We start from the raw sequence: 17,866 nt of genomic DNA on the forward strand, positions 1-17,866 counted from the left end.
GGACCCCCGGGGCCCGTGGACCGTGCGTCCGGAATCAGGAGGAGGCGTAGACGCGCGCGCAGAACGCCTTGAGTTCCTCGTCCGACAGGTGCTGGGCCAGATCGGCCTCGCTGATCATGCCGACCAGCCGCTTGTCCTCGATGACGGGGAGCCGCCGGATCTGGTGGCTCTGCATCTCCTCCAGGACGGCGCCCACGTCCGCCCCGGACTCGATCCAGCGCGGCGTGCCCTGGGTGATCTCGCCGCAGGTGACCTTCGACGGGTCGTGGCCCATGGCCACACAGCGCACCACGATGTCGCGGTCCGTGACGATGCCGCAGAGCCTCTCGTTCGCGTCCGCGACGGGCAGGGCGCCCACGTCCAACTCCCGCATCAGCTGCGCCGCCCGGTCGAGCGTCTCGTGTTCCGGGATCCACCGGGCCCCGGTGTGCATGATGTCCTTCGCCGTGGTCATGGGGTGCGTACCTTTCGTCGAACGTCGTCGTACGAAGTCCCCGAGCACCCTCATTGTCGGGGGGCGGTCCGGCCCCCGCGACCGCAGCGGGTCACGGGGGCCGGGACGCCGGATCAGGCCCCGCGCTTCTTCAGCATGTCGGCCATCAGCTTGATCTCGGACTCCTGCGCGTCGACCATTCCCTGCGCGAGGTTCCGCTCGATGTCCACCGAGCACTTCTGGACGCAGCCCTCGGCCATGTGCACCCCGCCCTTGTGGTGCGCGGTCATGAGCTTCAAGTAGAGGACCTCGGCCTCCCGGCCGCTCGCCCCGCGCAACTCGTCCATCTGCGTGTCGGTCGCCATCCCGGGCATCAGGGCACCGTCCAGCGGCCCCGTGTCACCCGAACCGCCCATCCCCATCCAGGCCATCGGCTCGACCCCGGACTCGTTCTTGGGCAGCCCCCACAGGTCGAGCCAGCCGAGCATCATGCCCCGCTGGTTCGCCTGCGTGTTGGCGATGTCGTACGCGAGCCGTCGGACGGCCTCGTCCGTGGTCCGGTCCCGGACGACGAACGACATCTCGACGGCCTGCTGGTGGTGGACCGCCATGTCCCGGGCGAAACCGGCATCGGCGGAGGAGGAGACCGGGGTGCTCGGGGCGTCCTCGCGGTCAGCGGACGCGACGGTGACCGCGCCCCCGGCGAACAGCAGCGCCAGGGCGACGGCGGTGACCGCCGCCCCCTGCGTACGGTTGAGCCTCACTGGCCCATCCCCGTACCGCCCTGGCCGTTCGCGTCGAGCCCGCCGGTGCAGGCCGCACCCGGCTCCGGGGTCTGCGGCCCCTGCACGTACTTGGTGAAGAAGGCGTCGACGCGCGGGTCGTCCGCGCCGTCCACGGTCACCTGCTTGCCCCAGGCGGACAGCATGATCGCCCCGGCCTGGTCCTCCACGGGGCTCATCAGGGTGTACTTGGTCTTGCCGACCTTGTCGGCGAGCTTCTTCACGTCGCCCTGCGCGGCCTGCTGGGTGTACGTCACCCAGACGGCCCCGTGCTCCATGGAGTGCACGGCGTTCACATCGGCGATCGGCTTCGTGTAGACGTCGCCGTCGCAGTTCATCCAGACCGGGTTGTGGTCGCCGCCGACCGGCGGCTTCATCTCGTAGGTGACGGCCGTCTCGACGTGGTTGCGACCGAGCTTCTTCGGGTCCCAGGACTTCTCGCCGGCGATCGGGGCCTTGGCGGCGGCCTCCTTCTTGTCCTGCTCCTCGGACTGCTTCATCAGCACGAAGGTGCCGAAGCCGACGAGGCCCAGGACCACGACGGCGGAGACGCCGATGGTGAGCAGGCGGTTGCGGCGCTCACGGGCCTGCTCGGCGCGGCGCATCTCCTCTATTCGTGCGCGGCGGTCGTTGGTGGCGGAGCGGTTGGCGGCCATGGTGGTGTCGTCCTTCTTCGGGGAGTGGGGTGGAGTTCGGGGGTGGACGTGCAGAGAGGGGCACCCGCCCGGCGGCGGGGACGCCCGGCTCCGTCACGTCCGCAGAACTTGAAGGACGTGCAGGTCCGGTGCGCGCGGTCGGGCGGCCCCCCGGCTCGCCGGACCGTCACCGGAAGGCAGCGCGAGACGCGGCGGCCCGCCCTGTGCGGACGGCGGGGCGTCGAGCGGGGGCGCGCTGAGAACGGCGGGGGAGAGGGCGGGGAAGAGGGAACAGCCACCGGGGTCGTACGGACAGAGGTGGTCGGCGATGACGGCCGTGGTCCGCGGGCCCTCCTCGTGGTGGGCCCGTTCCCCCGCCGGGCCGGTCCCCAGACAGAGGAAGAGCGCGGCGAAGAGCGTCGCCACGGCACTCACCAGTGCCAGGGGACGCGCGTGTCGGGACGGGCGCACGAGCCGTGGGGCTCCCATGGGCGCCGATCGTAGTGGGCGAGGGGCCCCCGTGGGCCGAACGGGGTGGCACTCGGCACCGGCGACCGGGTGGACACACACCCCGGTCGGGCCCTTCCCCCGTTACCTCAGTCACACCCGAGCAGGCAGTATGGGTGTGCAACGTGCGCGAAACCATGTGGTGGGATGCTCAGGTGCCCCCCGATGCACCGGAGGCGGTGGGAGCAGGCGGCCTGACCAGCAAGGATGGGTGTGGAAATGGACAAGCAGCAGGAATTCGTGCTCCGTACGCTCGAGGAGCGCGACATCCGCTTCGTACGCCTGTGGTTCACCGATGTGCTCGGCTTCCTCAAGTCGGTCGCGGTGGCTCCCGCCGAGCTTGAGCAGGCCTTTGACGAGGGCATCGGCTTCGACGGCTCCGCGATCGAGGGCTTCGCCCGTGTATACGAATCGGACATGATCGCCAAGCCGGATCCGGGCACCTTCCAGATCCTTCCCTGGCGCGCCGAGGCCCCCGGCACCGCCCGGATGTTCTGCGACATCCTGATGCCGGACGGCTCGCCGTCCTTCGCCGACCCGCGCTACGTCCTCAAGCGCGCCCTCGCCAAGACCTCGGACCTGGGCTTCACCTTCTATACCCACCCCGAGATCGAGTTCTTCCTGCTGAAGGACAAGCCGCTCGACGGCACCCGGCCCACCCCGGCCGACAATTCGGGCTACTTCGACCACACTCCGCAGAACGTCGGCATGGACTTCCGCCGCCAGGCCATCACGATGCTCGAATCGATGGGCATCTCGGTGGAGTTCTCGCACCACGAGGGCGCGCCCGGCCAGCAGGAGATCGACCTCCGCTACGCCGACGCGCTGTCGACGGCGGACAACATCATGACCTTCCGGCTGGTCATGAAGCAGGTCGCCCTGGAGCAGGGCGTGCAGGCCACGTTCATGCCGAAGCCCTTCTCCGAGTACCCGGGCTCGGGCATGCACACCCACCTCTCCCTCTTCGAGGGCGACCGGAACGCCTTCTACGAGTCGGGTGCCGAGTACCAACTGTCGAAGGTGGGTCGCTCCTTCATCGCGGGCCTCCTCCGCCACGCGGGCGAGACCTCCGCGGTCACCAACCAGTGGGTCAACTCGTACAAGCGGATCTGGGGCGGTTCCTCCCGCACGGCGGGTTCGGGCGGCGAAGCGCCCTCGTACATCTGCTGGGGTCACAACAACCGCTCCGCCCTCATCCGCGTCCCCATGTACAAGCCGGGCAAGACCGGTTCCTCGCGGGTCGAGGTCCGCTCCATCGACTCGGGCGCGAACCCCTACCTGACCTACGCGGTCCTCCTCGCGGCCGGGCTCAAGGGCATCGAGGAGGGGTACGAACTCCCGGCCGGCGCCGACGACGACGTCTGGGCCCTCTCCGACTCGGAGCGCCGCGCCATGGGCATCGAGCCGCTCCCGCAGAACCTGGGCGAGGCGATCGCCCTCATGGAGAAGAGCGAACTGGTCGCGGAGACCCTCGGCGAGCACGTCTTCGACTTCTTCCTGCGCAACAAGAAGCAGGAGTGGGAGGAGTACCGCTCCGAGGTCACCGCCTTCGAGCTCCGCAAGAACCTGCCGGTGCTGTAAGCACAGCTCAGAGCGGGTAGAGCCCGGAATCGACGATCGGGGCCGGCGGTCACCGACCGCTGGCCCCGGCCCGTCCGACTCGCCCCGGGCCGCCCCCGGGCGGCGGGACCGGGCGGTTCCCCGCCCGCTCCCGCCGCAGGGGGAAAAGCCGTTGTCCGGAGCCCGGAGGACGTACCACACTGCCGCGGTGAAGATCGCCCCCGTCGCCACCGAGCGGCTCCTGCTGCGTCCCCTGACCGCCTCCGACGCCGAGCGCACCGTCGCCCGGGCACCGGCCCCGGGCGACCTGTGGGGCGACGGGTACCCCCTGGACGGGGACGTCCGGGCCGCCACCGGCTTTCTGCGCGGGGTCGCCGAGCACGGCGACCCGGGGGTGTTCCGCCCCTATGAGGTACGGCTCCGGGAGAGCGGCGTCGTCGTCGGCGGGATCGGCTTCCACGGGCCGCCGGACGCACTGGGGGTGGTGACCGTCGGGTACGGCCTCCTGCCCGACGCACGGGGGAAGGGGTACGCCTCCGAGGCGCTGCGGGCGCTCCTCGAAGTGGCCAGGGCGGCCGGTGTCGCCGGAGCCAAGGGCGACGCCGACCTGGACAACCCGGCCTCGCACCGGGTGATGGAGGCCGCCGGGATGCGGTGCGTGGCCGAGGCCGGGGGACTCCGCCACTTCTACCGCGGTTTCTGAGGGAACGGCCCGGACTCCGCCGGCACCTTCCGCACGGAGCGGTACTCGGAATCAGCGCTCCGAGAGCTCCGACGGGGCTTCCTGCACGACCCAGCCGTTGCCGTCCGGATCCGCGAAGGTCATGAACGAGTTCCAGGTGTCGCCCTTGCCGTCCTCCCAGCCCGTCGCTCCGACGTGCCTCACCGGTGAGACGACGACGCCCCGGCCGGTGAGCTCCGCCCGCGCCGCCTCGATGTCGGTGACGCAGAGTTGGAGGCCGTGCAGGCTGCCGGGTTCCATCTCCTCGGCGCCCGGCATCGGCGGCATGCCGCTCAGCAGCGCGATCGAGCAGCGCGAGCCCGGCGGGGTCGCTTGGACGATCCGCACGCCGGGCGCCACTTCGCTGTCCAGGTCGATCGTGAAGCCGCACGCGTCGCCGTAGAACTCCTTCGCCCGGTCCACGTCGCTGACGGGCACCGGGACGACTTCCAGGGTCATGTTCATGGGGCCACGCTTCCGTACGGGAGCGCCGCGTGCACCCGGAACCGGGTCAACGGCCCGTCGGCTTCCAGTGCAGCCGGCCGTCCAGGCCGATCGCCGCGACCCCGTCCGTCCCCGCGTCCGGCGCGCCGGAGAACAAGAACTCCTCCAGGGTCCACACCGGTCGCGCCCCCGCCCGGCCGTGCGGCGCCGTCGCCAGGAAACCGGTGCGGGAACGGACCGCGAGCAGCCCGTCGTCACCGCTCACCGGGCCGAAGCCCGCGACACCCGCGCCGGTGAGCTCGGTGACCGGGGAGACCGGCCCCGTGCCGGAGAAGTCGGCGCTCCGCAGGTCGCCGGAGGCGGGCTTGCGGAACCAGAGCCGCACTCCGTCGCCGTCCGGCGCCGCGCTCGCGCTCAGGGCCAGGGTCGTCGGCGGAAGGCCGGTCTCCGCCGGTCCCGTCAGCGGTCCGCCGGGGCTCCGCTGCCCCCAGGCGAGGACGGTGGCCGGGGTGCTGGCGAAGACGTACCCGCGGCCGTGCGCGTCCGTCGCGGCCACCGGGTCGCCGTACACGTCCGTGCCCCCCAGGACCCGCCACGGGCCCCATGCGCCGTCCACCCGCTGCTCGCGTACGGTGAGCCGGTGCCGGCTGTCGCGCAGGACCAGGGTCGCCCGGCCGTCGGCGGCCACGGTCACGGCGGGTGCGCTGATGTCCGAAGTGCCGTCGGCGTCGTTCCGCTCGGGGGTGCCGAGCGAGCGCCACGGGCCGAAGCCGGCTCCGGGCGCCGACTGGACGGTGCCGACCACCTCGCGCCGGTAGGCGGACGCCTCGCCGCCGAGGACCGTGCGGACGCCGAAGACGGAGATCCGGCCGTCGGGCAGGGCCACGGAGGTGACCCCGCTGTCCAGGCCACCACCGGGCAGCAGCTCCGGGCCCTGCCAGGCCACGGCGTCGGCCGGCTTCCGCCAGGTAGCGAGGCGACCGTCGAGGACGGAGAAGGCGTGCAGCCCGCCCGCCGGGTCGCGCTGGACCCAGGAGGTGGACGTGCCCCGGGCGTACCGGACGGTCTGGGTCCAGCCCCGTCCGGCGGGTCGCGCGGCCACCTTCAGGTCGCCGCATCCGATGCCGACCCCACAGTCCTGCACCCCGTCCCACCAGGAGTACGTCTTCAGGGTGCTCAGCTTCGCGTCGGCCGTCTCGGGGTCGAGGGTGTGCGGCAGCCCGCTGGTCGGATAGCCCAGGTAGTTCTGCACGCCCACGTGCGGATGCCCGGGGAGCTCCGCGTACCGGGCCAGCGCGGCCTGCACGAACCGCGCCCCGAAGAGGTGGTCCTGGTGGTCCCGGAACTTCCCGTCCTCCGGGTACGTGCCGGGGCTCGGGTCCTGCATCCGCACGAAGGTCGGCCGGAACCGCTCCAGGACGCCCGTCAGCGTGGCGACGACCTGCTCCTTCGTGTAGGTGAAATCGGCGGTGACCGGGGTGCCGGTGGAGCGCTGGGAGCCGAGCGCGGCGATCCGGCCGTCCCAGAGGCCGTGGAGGCTGTGCGGCCGGTCGCCGTTGACGGCGCCGGCCTCGCGTATCTGCAGCCACACGAGCTTGATCTGCGGCTGTGCGCGCAGGGTGTCCAGTTCGGCGGACCCACCGCCGGACGTCGGCACCACGACCCGGTCCCAGGCGCTGGTCCTGCTGCCCGTCGCCATCTCGGCGTACGCGGCGCGGATCCCGTTCTGCCGGGCCTCGGCGTACCCGGCCTTGTCGGGCGTGGTTCCGGCCGCGTCGCGCGGGCGCGCGTTGACGCCGTCGGACTCGCCTGCGGTCAGGTAGACGGAGGTCAAGGGGCTGCCGGAGCGCAGGGACTGGGAGACGTCCGGGTTCATGAAGAACAGGTCGTCGTCCGGATGGGCCACGAACTGCACCACGGAGACCGGCGGGGGGAGCGCCTCCGTCGGTTCCCCGGTCGGCGCGGCCCGTCCGGCGGCGGGCGCCTCCTGTCCGGACCGCGCTTCCACCGCTCGCGTCCCCGCCCCCCGGGACGCCCCCGTCGCCGAGAGGGCCCCGACGCAGGTGGCGCCCACCAGGGCGGCCGTCACCACCGCCGTCGCGGTCCTGCGGCGGGACGGGAGGGCGGGGCGGCGGAGACGGCGGACGGGCATGGTTCGACGGCGCGCTTTCGCAGAGGTTCGGACGGACGGGAAAGGGGGGCGAGGAGCAGGGCGGGCCTTCAAGGAATACGGTTCATCGCGCCTGAAAAGCGACTGATGTGCGAGACGTCACGTGTGATCCGCTGCGATCCGAAGGCCTGGACGCCTGTGGTGCCCACTCCGGATAGGCTCGAAGCCCCGGGTTCGCCCCTGGGTTGTCGACCTGCTCGGAGGGAGCGGCGGAATGACGGTGCCGGGACGCAGGAGCAGTACGTTCTCACGGCTGTTGCGGCACGGATTCACCGATCCTTCCGGGGCCGAACGCCTCCTCGACCTGCCGGAACTGGCCGCCCTGCGCGCCGACCCCGTCCTCCTCGACGCGCTCGGCGCCACCGCCGACCCCGACCTCGCACTGCGCGGCCTGGTCCGTCTCGTGGAGGCGCAGCCGGAGGCCGAGCTACAGACCTTCACCACCACGCTGCTCTCCGCCAAGCCCTTCCGGGACCGGCTCCTCGGGGTGCTGGGTGCGTCCGAGGCGCTCGGCGACCACCTGGCCCGCCATCCCCGCGACGCGGAGTCCCTCGTCACGTACGAGGCGGCGGACCTGCATCCGGGGGTCGCCGAGTTCGAGCAGGAGCTCGCCGGAGCCACCGACGAGGTGTCGCTGCGGATCGCCTACCGCCGCTGCCTGCTCGCCATAGCGGCCCGCGACGTGTGCGGCACCACCGACGTCGCCCAGGCCGCCGCGGAGCTCGCCGACCTGGCGACCGCGACCCTGCGGGCCGCACTCGCCATCGCCCGGACCGCCGCCCCCGCCGACGCCGCCCTGTGCCGGCTCTCCGTGATCGCGATGGGCAAGTGCGGCGGCCACGAACTCAACTACGTCTCCGACGTGGACGTGATCTTCGTCGGGGAGCCGGCGGAAGGAGCCGACGAGGGGAAGGCGATCCAGGCCGCGACCCGGCTCGCCTCCCACCTGATGCGGATCTGCTCGGAGCCCACCGTCGAGGGCTCCATCTGGCCGGTCGACGCCAACCTCCGCCCCGAAGGCCGCAACGGCCCCCTCGTCCGCACCCTCTCCTCCCACCTCGCCTACTACCAGCGCTGGGCGAAGACCTGGGAGTTCCAGGCACTGCTCAAGGCGCGTGCGGTGGCCGGCGACCCCGAGCTGGGCGCCCAGTACATCGACGCGGTCTCCCCGCTCGTCTGGCAGGCCGCCGAGCGCGAGAACTTCGTCCCCGACGTCCAGAAGATGCGCCGCCGGGTCGTCGACAACATCCCGGCCGCCCAGGTCGAGCGCGAGCTCAAGCTCGGCCCCGGCGGACTCAGGGACGTCGAGTTCGCCGTCCAGCTCCTCCAGCTGGTCCACGGCCGCAGCGACGCGACGCTGCACAGCGGCACCACCCTCGACGCGCTCGCCGCCCTCGCCGCCGGCGGCTACGTCGGCCGTGCCGACGCCTCCCAGCTCGACGAGGCGTACCGCTTCCTGCGCGCCATGGAGCACCGCATCCAGCTCTTCCGGCTGCGCCGCACCCACCTCGTCCCCGAGGCCGAGGCCGACCTGCGCCGCCTCGGACGCTCCCTCGGCCTGCGCACCGACCCGGTCGCCGAGCTCAACAAGGAGTGGAAGCGGCACGCCGCCGTCGTCCGCCGCCTGCACGAGAAGCTCTTCTACCGGCCGCTCCTCGACGCCGTCGCCCAGCTCGCCCCCGGTGAGATCAGGCTCAGCCCGAAGGCCGCCGGACAGCGCCTCGAAGCGCTCGGCTACGCGGATCCCACCGCCGCCCTGCGCCACCTGGAGGCGCTCGCCTCGGGGGTGACCCGGAAGGCCGCGATCCAGCGGACGCTGCTGCCCGTCCTGCTGGGCTGGTTCGCGGACTCGGCCGATCCGGACGCCGGACTCCTCGGCTTCCGGAAGGTCTCCGACGCCCTCGGCAAGACCCCCTGGTACCTGCGGCTGCTGCGCGACGAGGGCGCCGCCGCCGAGAACCTCGCCCGGGTGCTCTCCGCCGGGCGCCTCGCCCCCGACCTGCTGCTCCGCGCCCCCGAGGCCGTTGCGATCCTGGGCGATCCGGAGGGGTTGAAGCCGCGCGACCGGGACCACCTGGAGCAGGAGGTCCTGGCGGCGGTGGGACGCGCGGCCGATGCCGAGCAGGCCGTCGCCGCGGCGCGCGGGGTGCGCCGCAGGGAACTGTTCCGGACGGCCGCCGCCGACCTCATCGGTTCGTACGGCACCGAGGACAACCCCCGCGAGCAGGACCCGGGCGAGCTCGTCGACCGGGTGGGGAGGGCCGTCACCGACCTCAACGCGGCGACGATCGCCGGTGCCCTACGGGCCGCCGTGCGCGCCGAATGGGGCGACCAGCTGCCGACCCGGTTCTCGGTCATCGGCATGGGACGCTTCGGCGGCCACGAGCTGGGGTACGGCTCCGACGCGGACGTGCTCTTCGTCCACGAACCCCGCGAGGGCGTCGACGAGCAGGAGGCCACCCGGGCCGCGAACCGGGTGGTCGCGGAGATGCGGCGGCTGCTGCAACTCCCGACCGCCGACCCACCGCTGCTGATCGACGCGGACCTCCGGCCGGAGGGCAAGAGCGGCCCCCTGGTCCGCAGCCTGAAGTCCTACCGGGCCTACTACCACCGCTGGTCGTTGGTCTGGGAGAGCCAGGCGCTGCTGCGCGCCGAACCGATGGCCGGCGACCCGGAGCTGGGGCAGCGGTTCATCGAGCTCGTCGACCCGCTGCGGTACCCCGCGGAGGGACTCGGCGACGACGCCATCAGGGAGATCCGCCGGCTGAAGGCCCGGATGGAGTCCGAGCGGCTGCCGCGCGGCGCCGACCCGACCCTCCACGCCAAGCTCGGGCGCGGTGGCCTCAGCGACGTCGAATGGACGGTGCAGCTGCTCCAGATGCGGCACGGCTGGGCGGAGCCGGGCCTGCGCACGACCCGGACCCGCGAGGCCCTCGCAGCCGCCCATGCGGCGGGGTTGATCCCGACGGAGGAGGCGCAGACCCTGGACGAGGCCTGGGTCCTGGCCACCCGCGTCCGCAACGCGGTCATGCTGGTCCGCGGCCGTTCCGGCGACACCTTCCCCTCGGACCCCCGCGAGCTCGCGGCCGTGGGCCGCTACCTGGGGTACGAGGCCGGGCACGTCGGTGAGATGGTCGACGACTACCGCCGGATCACCCGTCGGGCCCGGGCCGTCGTCGAGGAGCTGTTCTACGGGGCCTGAGGACCGTCTTCCGGTCGGGGCGGGCCCGTCCGGCCTGTGGCCCCGGCCGGGTCAGGTGCCGGAACCGACCTGCTGCTCGGCGTCGTCCTCCGAGCGGTCCGCTCCCCGGGCCGCGGACGGGCCGCCGCGCTGGACGACGCCCACCGGCTCCACCGGTTCCACCAGCTTCGGCAGCCGGTGCGGGCGGGAGCCGTACCAGAAGTAGGAGACGGCGAAGCCGAAGGACAGGCAGAGCACGCCGCCGACCGCGTCCAGCCAGAAGTGGTTGGCGGTGGCGACGATCACCACGAGGGTCGCCACCGGGTAGAGCAGGCCGAGGATCCTCGCCCAGGGGGCCCGGGCGAGCAGGAAGACGGTGACCCCGCACCACAGCGACCAACCGATGTGCATCGACGGCATCGCCGCGTACTGGTTCGACACGTGCTTGAGGTTGCCCGAGGCCATCGAGCCCCAGGTGTGGTGGACCAGGACGGTGTCGACGAAGTCCACGCCGTTCATGAGCCGGGGCGGCGCGAGCGGGTACAGGTAGTAGCCGACCAGGGCCACCCCGGTGGTGGCGAACAGGACCGTGCGGAACGCCGCGTAACGGCCCGGGTGCCACCGGTACAGCCACACCAGCACGCCGATGGTCACCACGAAGTGCAAGGTGGCGTAGTAGTAGTTCATCGAGACGATCAGCCAGGTCACCGAGTTCACGGCGTGGTTGACGGCGTGCTCGAAGGCGAGGCCGAGGGATTCCTCGGTGCGCCAGATCCAGTCGGCGTTCTTGAGCGCCGCGGCCTTCTGCTCCGGCACCGCGTTGCGGATGAGCGAGTACGTCCAGTAGCTCACCGCGATGAGCAGGATCTCGAACCAGATCGTCGGGCGTCGGGGTGCACGCCCGCGCAGCCGCGCGAACCTTCCCTCGTCGGCCACGATGGGTGACGACGGGGTCGTCCGGCTGTCCAAGCTCTTCACGGTCGTTTCACCCATAGCGAGAGAGTGTGCCAGATCCCTCCCCCCGACCGATCATCCCTCGGTCGGGTTCGAGGTGCACCCGCTCCGCCTCAAGAAGGAGTACGGGCCGCCGAGGGAGCCGAGGCCGTTGAACCACGAACGACCAGCTCAGGCATGAAGACGAACTCCGAGTGCGGGGCCGGGGTGCCCCCCACCTCTTCGAGCAGCGCCCGCACCGCGGCCTGCCCCATCGCCTGCACCGGCTGTCGGATGGTGGTCAGCGGCGGATCGGTGAACGCTATGAGCGGAGAGTCATCGAAGCCGACCACCGAGACGTCCCGGGGGACGTCCAGCCCCTGCTGCCGAGCTGCCCGGATCGCGCCGAGGGCCATCATGTCGCTCGCGCAGACGACCGCCGTGCAACCGCGGGCGAGCAGTGCGCCCGCCGCCGCCTGGCCGCCCTCCAGCGTGTAGAGGGAGTGCTGGACCAGTTCCTCGGACTCCTCGGGGGTCAGGCCGAACCGCTCCTGCATGCCCTGCTGGAAGCCCTCTATCTTGCGCAGCACCGGGACGAACCGCTTCGGCCCGACCGCCAGACCGATCCGGCTGTGCCCGAGCGCGGCCAGGTGCGTCACGGCCAGCCGCATCGCCGCCCGGTCGTCGGGCGACACGAAGGGCGCCTGGACCTTGGGGGAGAAGCCGTTGAGGAGGACGTACGGGACGCCCTTGCCGCGCAGCTGGTCGTAGCGCGTCATGTCGGCGGTGGTGTCGGCGTGCAGGCCGGAGACGAAGATGATGCCGGCGACCCCGCGCTCCACCAGCATGTCGGTGAGTTCGTCCTCGGTGGACCCGCCGGGGGTCTGGGTGGCGAGGACCGGCGTGTACCCCTGCCGGGTCAGCGCCTGTCCGATCACCTGGGCGAGGGCCGGGAAGATCGGGTTGTCCAGCTCGGGGGTGATGAGGCCGACGAGCCCCGCGCTGCGCTGGCGCAACCGTACGGGCCGCTCGTAGCCGAGCACGTCGAGTGCGGCGAGGACGGATTCGCGGGTGGTGGCGGCCACGCCGGGCTTGCCGTTGAGCACGCGGCTGACTGTGGCCTCACTGACCCCCGCCTGGGCTGCGATGTCGGAGAGCCGCGCGGTCATGAGGATGGACTGTACCGGTCACGGGGCGTATTGCCCACCGGCCCTTGCGCAACCCGGCTCCGTCGTCCTGCCGCAAGGCCTTGCAGTCCTTGCGGCCGTCTTGCGGGGTGCGCCACGGGCTGCGAAGGGTCCGCCGGGCCCTGTCAAGCGATCCTTCGGCAACCTTAGGGACACGTGGATGTAACGATCGCCGGTCCTTGCAGAAAGTTCCCGCAAGGTCTTTCGGCTCGTTTTCATCCCTGTTACGTTCCTGGCAACCCGGAGCGCCGCGAGGGAGCGGTCGCATGAGGAAGGTTCCAGCCCCTCGTCCCCCCGGGATCAGTTGAAGGAGTTCACATGCGGCGTGGCATAGCGGCCACCGCGCTGGTCGCCGCCCTGGGCGTGACCCTGGCGGCGTGCGGCGGAAGCGACAGCGGTTCCAACGGCGGCTCGAAGAGCTCGGGCGAGCTCTCCGGCACCGTGACCTGGTGGGACACCTCCACGGTCGGCTCCGAGGACAAGGTCTTCAAGAAGGTCGCCGAGGACTTCACCAAGAAGTACCCCAAGGTCACCGTCAAGTACGTGAACGTGCCGTTCGGCGAGGCGCAGAACAAGTTCAAGAACGCCGCGCAGTCCGGCTCCGGTGCGCCCGACGTCATCCGCTCCGAGGTCGCCTGGACCCCCGAGTTCGCCGACCTCGGCTACCTCGCGCCGCTCGACGGCACCCCGGCCCTCAAGGACGCCGACGACTTCCTGGAGCAGGCCGCCGCTTCGACGAAGTACAACGGCAAGACCTACGCGGTCCCCCAGGTCATCGACTCCATGGGCATCTTCTACAACAAGAAGATCTTCAAGGAGGCCGGCGTCGAGGTCCCCGAGACCATCGACCAGCTCAAGGCCGTCTCCGCCAAGATCAAGGAGAAGACCGGCAAGACCGGCCTCTACCTGCGGGGCGACGACCCGTACTGGTTCCTCTCCTTCCTGTACGGCGAGGGCGGCGACCTGGTCGACGCCGAGCAGAAGAAGATCAAGATCGACGACGAGTCCGGCGTGAAGGCGCTCAAGACCGTCAAGGACCTCGTCGACTCGAAGGCCGCGATCACCGACGCGACCAACGGCTGGGACAACATGCAGGCGGCCTTCAAGGACGGCAAGGTCGCCATGATGATCAACGGCCCGTGGGCCGTCGCCGACACCTACGCGGGCAAGGAGTTCGCCGACAAGGCGAACCTGGGCATCGCCCCGGTCCCGGCCGGCTCGCAGGGCCAGGGCGCCCCGCAGGGCGGCCACAACCTCGCCGTCTACGCGGGCTCCAAGAACCTCGACGCCTCCTACGCCTTCGCCGAGTACATGAGCTCGGCCGAGACCCAGGCCACGATCGCCAAGGAGCTCAGCCTCCTCCCGACCCGCCAGTCCGTCTACATCAAGTCGGACGTCGCGACCAACGAGATGATCGGCTTCTTCAAGCCGGTCGTCGACAAGGCCGTCCAGCGCCCGTGGATCCCCGAGGGCGGCAGCCTCTTCGAGCCGGTCAAGGTCGAGTACACCAAGGTGCTCACCGGCCAGACCACCCCGGAGGCCGGCGCCAAGGCGATCGGTGACTCCTACCGCAAGCTCCTGAAGGACTGGAAGTAAGAAAGAAGGCAGGCCGGCTCATGGCTGTGGACACTCCCAGCCAGTCGGTGGCGAAGGCCGCGGGCGACCACGTCGCCCGCGGCCGACGCCGCGGAACTGGCACGCCGCGCCGCGCGGCGAAGCGCTCCCTCTCCACCCACTGGTACGCCTGGGCGATGGTGCTCCCGGTGGTGGTCGTGCTCGGCGTGATCATCGGATACCCGCTGGTCCGCGGTGTCTATCTGTCGTTCACCAACGCCAACGAGCGGAACGTGGCGCGGTCGATCGGCGTCAATGAGATCCCGGCCACCTATGAGTTCGTCGGCCTGGACAACTACACCGAAGCGGTCACCGGGGGCCAGTTCGTCGGCACGCTGATCTGGACCGTCGTCTGGACCGTCTCCTGCGTGGCGGTCACCTTCGCCCTGGGCCTGACCCTCGCCAACGTCCTCAACCGCAGGATCGCCGGCCGCTCCGTCTACCGGATGCTGCTGATCCTGCCCTGGGCCGTCCCCGGCTTCGTCTCCGTCTTCGCCTGGCGCTTCCTCTACGACGAGCGCCGCGGCATGCTCAACCAGATCCTCGCGGGCGGCGGCATCGACGGCATTCCGTGGCTCAACGACCCGACCTGGGCCAAGTTCTCCGTCATCCTCGTCAACGTCTGGCTCGGCGTCCCGTTCATGATGGTCGCCCTCCTCGGCGGGCTCCAGTCCATCCCCGGCGAGCTCTACGAGGCCGCCGAGATGGACGGCGCGAACGCCTGGCAGCGCTTCCGCAACATCACCATGCCCGGCCTCAGTTCGGTGTCGACCACGGTGATCCTGCTCTCCACCATCTGGACCTTCAACATGTTCCCGGTGATCTTCCTGCTCACCCGGGGCGGACCCGGCGAGGCCACGCAGATCCTCGTCACCCAGGCGTACAAGTTCTCCTTCGAGATCAGCCCGCGCGACTTCGCGCAGTCCTCCACCTGGGGCGTCCTGATCCTGGTCCTCCTGATGGTCTTCGCCGCGTTCTACCGGCGCGTCCTCCGCAAGCAGGGAGAAGTCTGGTGACCACCACGACCCCCACCGCCCCCGCCGCGAACACCCCGGTCCGCGGACGCCGTTCGCCGCTCGCCTCGGTCGGCCTGCACCTCACCCTGATCACCGCCTCGGTGATCGCCGTCTTCCCGGTGCTGTGGGTCCTGCTGACCTCGCTGAAGCCGGCCGCCTACGCCACCACCACGGACTTCGTCAAGGAGACGACGTTCGAGAACTACACGAACCTGCTGCGGGACACCCCGTTCCTCACCTGGTTCGGCAACTCGCTCCTCGTCGCCGGACTCACCACCGTCATCGGCGTGTTCATCTCCGCCACCACGGGGTACGCCGTCAGCCGCTTCCGCTTCCCCGGCAAGCGCGGCCTGATGTGGACCCTGCTCATCACCCAGATGTTCCCGGTCGCCGTCCTCATCGTGCCGATCTACAACATCATGGCCTCGATGGGCCTGCTCAACCAGCCGGTCGGCCTGGTCATCACCTACCTCACCATCGCCGTTCCGTTCTGCGCCTGGATGATGAAGGGCTTCTTCGACACCATCCCGCGCGAGATCGACGAGTCCGGCTACGTCGACGGGCTGACCCCGTTCGGCACGTTCTGGCGACTGATCCTGCCGCTCGCCAAGCCCGGCATCGCGGTCACCGCCTTCTACTCCTTCATCACCGCATGGGGCGAGGTCGCCTACGCCTCCGCCTTCATGGTCGGCGACGAGAACCTCACCCTGGCCGGCGGACTGCAGAAGTTCGTCAACCAGTACGGAGCCCAGTGGGGACCGATGTCCGCGGCCTCCGTGCTGATCGCCATCCCCGCCGCCGTGGTGTTCCTCTTCGCCCAGCGGCACCTCGTCACCGGCATGTCCGCCGGCGCCGTCAAGGGCTGACGGCCCTGACCACGCCTTCCGCACGCACCTCCTTATCTCTCAGGGAAGACATGACCCAGCATCTCGCCACCCCGGCCGACGCCCCGACCACCGGCACGCACACGGGCTGGTGGAGAGACGCCGTGATCTACCAGGTCTACCCGCGCAGCTTCGCCGACGGAAACGGCGACGGCATGGGAGACCTGGAAGGCGTCCGCAGCCGACTGCCCTACCTCAAGGAGCTCGGCGTCGACGCCGTCTGGCTCTCCCCGTTCTACGCCTCCCCGCAGGCCGACGCGGGGTACGACGTCGCCGACTACCGGGCCATCGACCCGATGTTCGGCTCGCTGCTCGACGCCGACGCGCTGATCCGGGAAGCCCACGAGCAGGGCCTGCGCATCATCGTCGACCTGGTCCCCAACCACTCCTCCGACCAGCACGAGTGGTTCCAGCGCGCCCTGCGCGAGGGGCCCGGCTCGCCGTTGCGGGAGCGCTACCACTTCCGGCCCGGAAAGGGCGAGGACGGCGAACTCCCGCCCAACGACTGGGAGTCCATCTTCGGCGGCTCCGCCTGGACCCGCACCGAGGACCCGGACGGCACCCCCGGCGAGTGGTACCTCCACCTCTTCGCCCCGGAGCAGCCCGACTTCAACTGGGAACACCCCGCGGTGCGCGACGAGTTCCGGTCCATCCTGCGCTTCTGGCTGGACATGGGCGTCGACGGCTTCCGGGTCGACGTCGCCCACGGCCTGGTCAAGGCCGAGGGCCTGCCCGACATCGGCTCCCACGACCAGCTGAAGCTGCTCGGCAGCGACGTCATGCCCTTCTTCGACCAGGACGGCGTCCACGAGATCTACCGCTCCTGGCGGGAGATCCTCGCCGAGTACTCCCCCGTGGCCTCGCCCGGCGAAACCCCCGGAGAGCGCATCCTCGTCGCCGAGGCGTGGACCCCCACCGTCGAGCGCACCGCCCACTACGTCCGCCCCGACGAGATGCACCAGGCCTTCAACTTCCAGTACCTGGGCACCCACTGGGACGCCGCCGAGCTCCGTGCCGTCATCGACGCCTCGCTCGACGCGATGCGCCCGGTCGGCGCCCCCACCACCTGGGTGCTCTCCAACCACGACGTCACCCGGCACGCCACCCGCTTCGCCAACCCGGCGGGACTCGGCACCCAGCTCCGCGAGCCGGGCGACCGGGCGCTCGGCCTCCGCCGCGCCCGCGCCGCGACCCTGCTCATGCTGGCCCTGCCCGGCTCGGCCTACGTCTACCAGGGCGAGGAGCTCGGCCTGCCGGACGTCACCGACCTGCCCGACGAGGTCCGCCAGGACCCGTCCTTCTGGCGCGCCAGCGGCCAGGACGGCTTCCGCGACGGCTGCCGGGTGCCGATCCCGTGGACCTCCGGGGGCCCCTCGTACGGCTTCGGCGCCGGCGGCTCCTGGCTGCCGCAGCCCGCGACCTGGGGCGCCCTGAGCGTCGAGGCGCAGACCGGCGACCCCGGCTCCACCCTGGAGCTGTACCGCAGCGCGCTCGCCGTGCGCCGCGAGCGCCGCGAACTCGGTGCGGGCGACTCCGTCGAGTGGCTGGAGGCACCCGAGGGAGTGCTCTCCTTCCGCCGCGACGGATTCGTCTGCACCGCCAACACCACCGGCCGGGCCATTTCCGTCCCGCTGCCCGGCCGGTACCTCCTCTCCAACGAGGACGTCCGCATCGTCGACGACGAGGCGGAACTGCCCGCCGACACCACCGTCTGGTGGGCGGCGTGACGATCCCCCTGCCGCGGGGGGCCGGGCCCGGCGCCCCCCCGCGCGCCGGCCACGCCGCCCACTCCCGGGGCC

15 protein-coding genes are annotated in these 17,866 nt (G+C 71.3%); 7 read left to right on the forward strand and 8 right to left on the reverse strand.

Annotated features, from left to right (window positions below; translation table 11 throughout):
* Positions 1-34 precede the first annotated feature (34 nt).
* The 4 genes from ACFW22_RS32840 to ACFW22_RS32855 form a co-directional block, all read right to left on the reverse strand.
* The gene (locus ACFW22_RS32840) at positions 35-454 is read right to left on the reverse strand and encodes a CBS domain-containing protein (RefSeq protein ID WP_386411806.1); all 420 of its coding nucleotides are present in this window, start codon (positions 452-454) and stop codon (positions 35-37) included.
* A 113-nt stretch (positions 455-567) separates the two neighbouring features.
* The gene (locus ACFW22_RS32845) at positions 568-1,197 is read right to left on the reverse strand and encodes a DUF305 domain-containing protein (RefSeq protein ID WP_386411808.1); all 630 of its coding nucleotides are present in this window, start codon (positions 1,195-1,197) and stop codon (positions 568-570) included.
* Positions 1,194-1,871 carry a DUF3105 domain-containing protein gene (locus ACFW22_RS32850; RefSeq protein WP_386411810.1) on the reverse strand — a complete coding sequence of 226 codons (678 nt, stop codon included), beginning with the start codon at positions 1,869-1,871 and terminating at the stop codon, positions 1,194-1,196. Before ACFW22_RS32850 ends, ACFW22_RS32845 begins: the two co-directional genes overlap by 4 nt.
* 93 nt (positions 1,872-1,964) lie before the next feature.
* Positions 1,965-2,339 carry a hypothetical protein gene (locus ACFW22_RS32855; RefSeq protein ID WP_386411812.1) on the reverse strand — a complete coding sequence of 125 codons (375 nt, stop codon included), beginning with the start codon at positions 2,337-2,339 and terminating at the stop codon, positions 1,965-1,967.
* A gap of 237 nt (positions 2,340-2,576) precedes the next feature.
* On the opposite strand from ACFW22_RS32855, the gene ACFW22_RS32860 reads away from it, so the two are divergent.
* Together ACFW22_RS32860 and ACFW22_RS32865 are read left to right on the forward strand one after the other, a co-directional pair.
* Complete coding sequence (locus tag ACFW22_RS32860) at positions 2,577-3,938, forward strand: glutamine synthetase family protein (protein WP_225798837.1); 1,362 nt, start codon at positions 2,577-2,579, stop codon at positions 3,936-3,938.
* A 187-nt stretch (positions 3,939-4,125) separates the two neighbouring features.
* Complete coding sequence (locus tag ACFW22_RS32865) at positions 4,126-4,620, forward strand: GNAT family N-acetyltransferase (protein WP_386411815.1); 495 nt, start codon at positions 4,126-4,128, stop codon at positions 4,618-4,620.
* A 51-nt stretch (positions 4,621-4,671) separates the two neighbouring features.
* Here ACFW22_RS32865 and ACFW22_RS32870 read toward each other — a convergent pair whose 3' ends face one another.
* Complete coding sequence (locus ACFW22_RS32870; protein ID WP_386411817.1) at positions 4,672-5,103, reverse strand: VOC family protein; 432 nt, start codon at positions 5,101-5,103, stop codon at positions 4,672-4,674.
* Positions 5,104-5,149: 46 nt separating this feature from the next.
* Entirely contained in the window at positions 5,150-7,234 is a 2,085-nt protein-coding gene (locus tag ACFW22_RS32875) for a PIG-L family deacetylase (protein ID WP_386411819.1), read from the reverse strand.
* Positions 7,235-7,466: 232 nt separating this feature from the next.
* Here ACFW22_RS32875 and ACFW22_RS32880 point away from each other — a divergent pair, with 232 nt between their 5' ends.
* The gene (locus tag ACFW22_RS32880) at positions 7,467-10,454 is read left to right on the forward strand and encodes a bifunctional [glutamine synthetase] adenylyltransferase/[glutamine synthetase]-adenylyl-L-tyrosine phosphorylase (protein ID WP_386411821.1); all 2,988 of its coding nucleotides are present in this window, start codon (positions 7,467-7,469) and stop codon (positions 10,452-10,454) included.
* A gap of 51 nt (positions 10,455-10,505) precedes the next feature.
* Here ACFW22_RS32880 and ACFW22_RS32885 read toward each other — a convergent pair whose 3' ends face one another.
* Both ACFW22_RS32885 and ACFW22_RS32890 read right to left on the reverse strand, forming a co-directional pair.
* Positions 10,506-11,426, reverse strand: a complete 921-nt coding sequence (locus tag ACFW22_RS32885) for a phosphatase PAP2 family protein (protein ID WP_386411823.1) — start codon at positions 11,424-11,426, stop codon at positions 10,506-10,508.
* Positions 11,427-11,500: 74 nt separating this feature from the next.
* On the reverse strand, positions 11,501-12,535 hold the full coding sequence (locus tag ACFW22_RS32890) for a LacI family DNA-binding transcriptional regulator (RefSeq protein ID WP_386411825.1): 1,035 nt from the start codon (positions 12,533-12,535) through the stop codon (positions 11,501-11,503).
* A gap of 336 nt (positions 12,536-12,871) precedes the next feature.
* Between ACFW22_RS32890 and ACFW22_RS32895 the strand changes: the two genes are divergently transcribed.
* The 4 genes from ACFW22_RS32895 to ACFW22_RS32910 are packed head-to-tail and all read left to right on the forward strand — an operon-like array spanning position 12,872 to position 17,794.
* Positions 12,872-14,149, forward strand: coding sequence for an extracellular solute-binding protein (locus tag ACFW22_RS32895; protein WP_386411827.1), 1,278 nt, complete (start codon positions 12,872-12,874; stop codon positions 14,147-14,149).
* Positions 14,150-14,169: 20 nt separating this feature from the next.
* Positions 14,170-15,183 (forward strand): carbohydrate ABC transporter permease, encoded by a 1,014-nt coding sequence (locus ACFW22_RS32900; protein ID WP_386411829.1) that lies wholly within the window; start codon positions 14,170-14,172, stop codon positions 15,181-15,183.
* Complete coding sequence (locus ACFW22_RS32905) at positions 15,177-16,049, forward strand: sugar ABC transporter permease (protein ID WP_386411839.1); 873 nt, start codon at positions 15,177-15,179, stop codon at positions 16,047-16,049. Before ACFW22_RS32900 ends, ACFW22_RS32905 begins: the two co-directional genes overlap by 7 nt.
* 50 nt (positions 16,050-16,099) lie before the next feature.
* Positions 16,100-17,794 carry an alpha-amylase family glycosyl hydrolase gene (locus tag ACFW22_RS32910; RefSeq protein WP_386411831.1) on the forward strand — a complete coding sequence of 565 codons (1,695 nt, stop codon included), beginning with the start codon at positions 16,100-16,102 and terminating at the stop codon, positions 17,792-17,794.
* Positions 17,795-17,866 lie beyond the last annotated feature (72 nt).

The organism is Streptomyces sp. NPDC058872, from assembly GCF_042743065.1.
Taxonomy (GTDB): Bacteria; Actinomycetota; Actinomycetes; order Streptomycetales; family Streptomycetaceae; genus Streptomyces.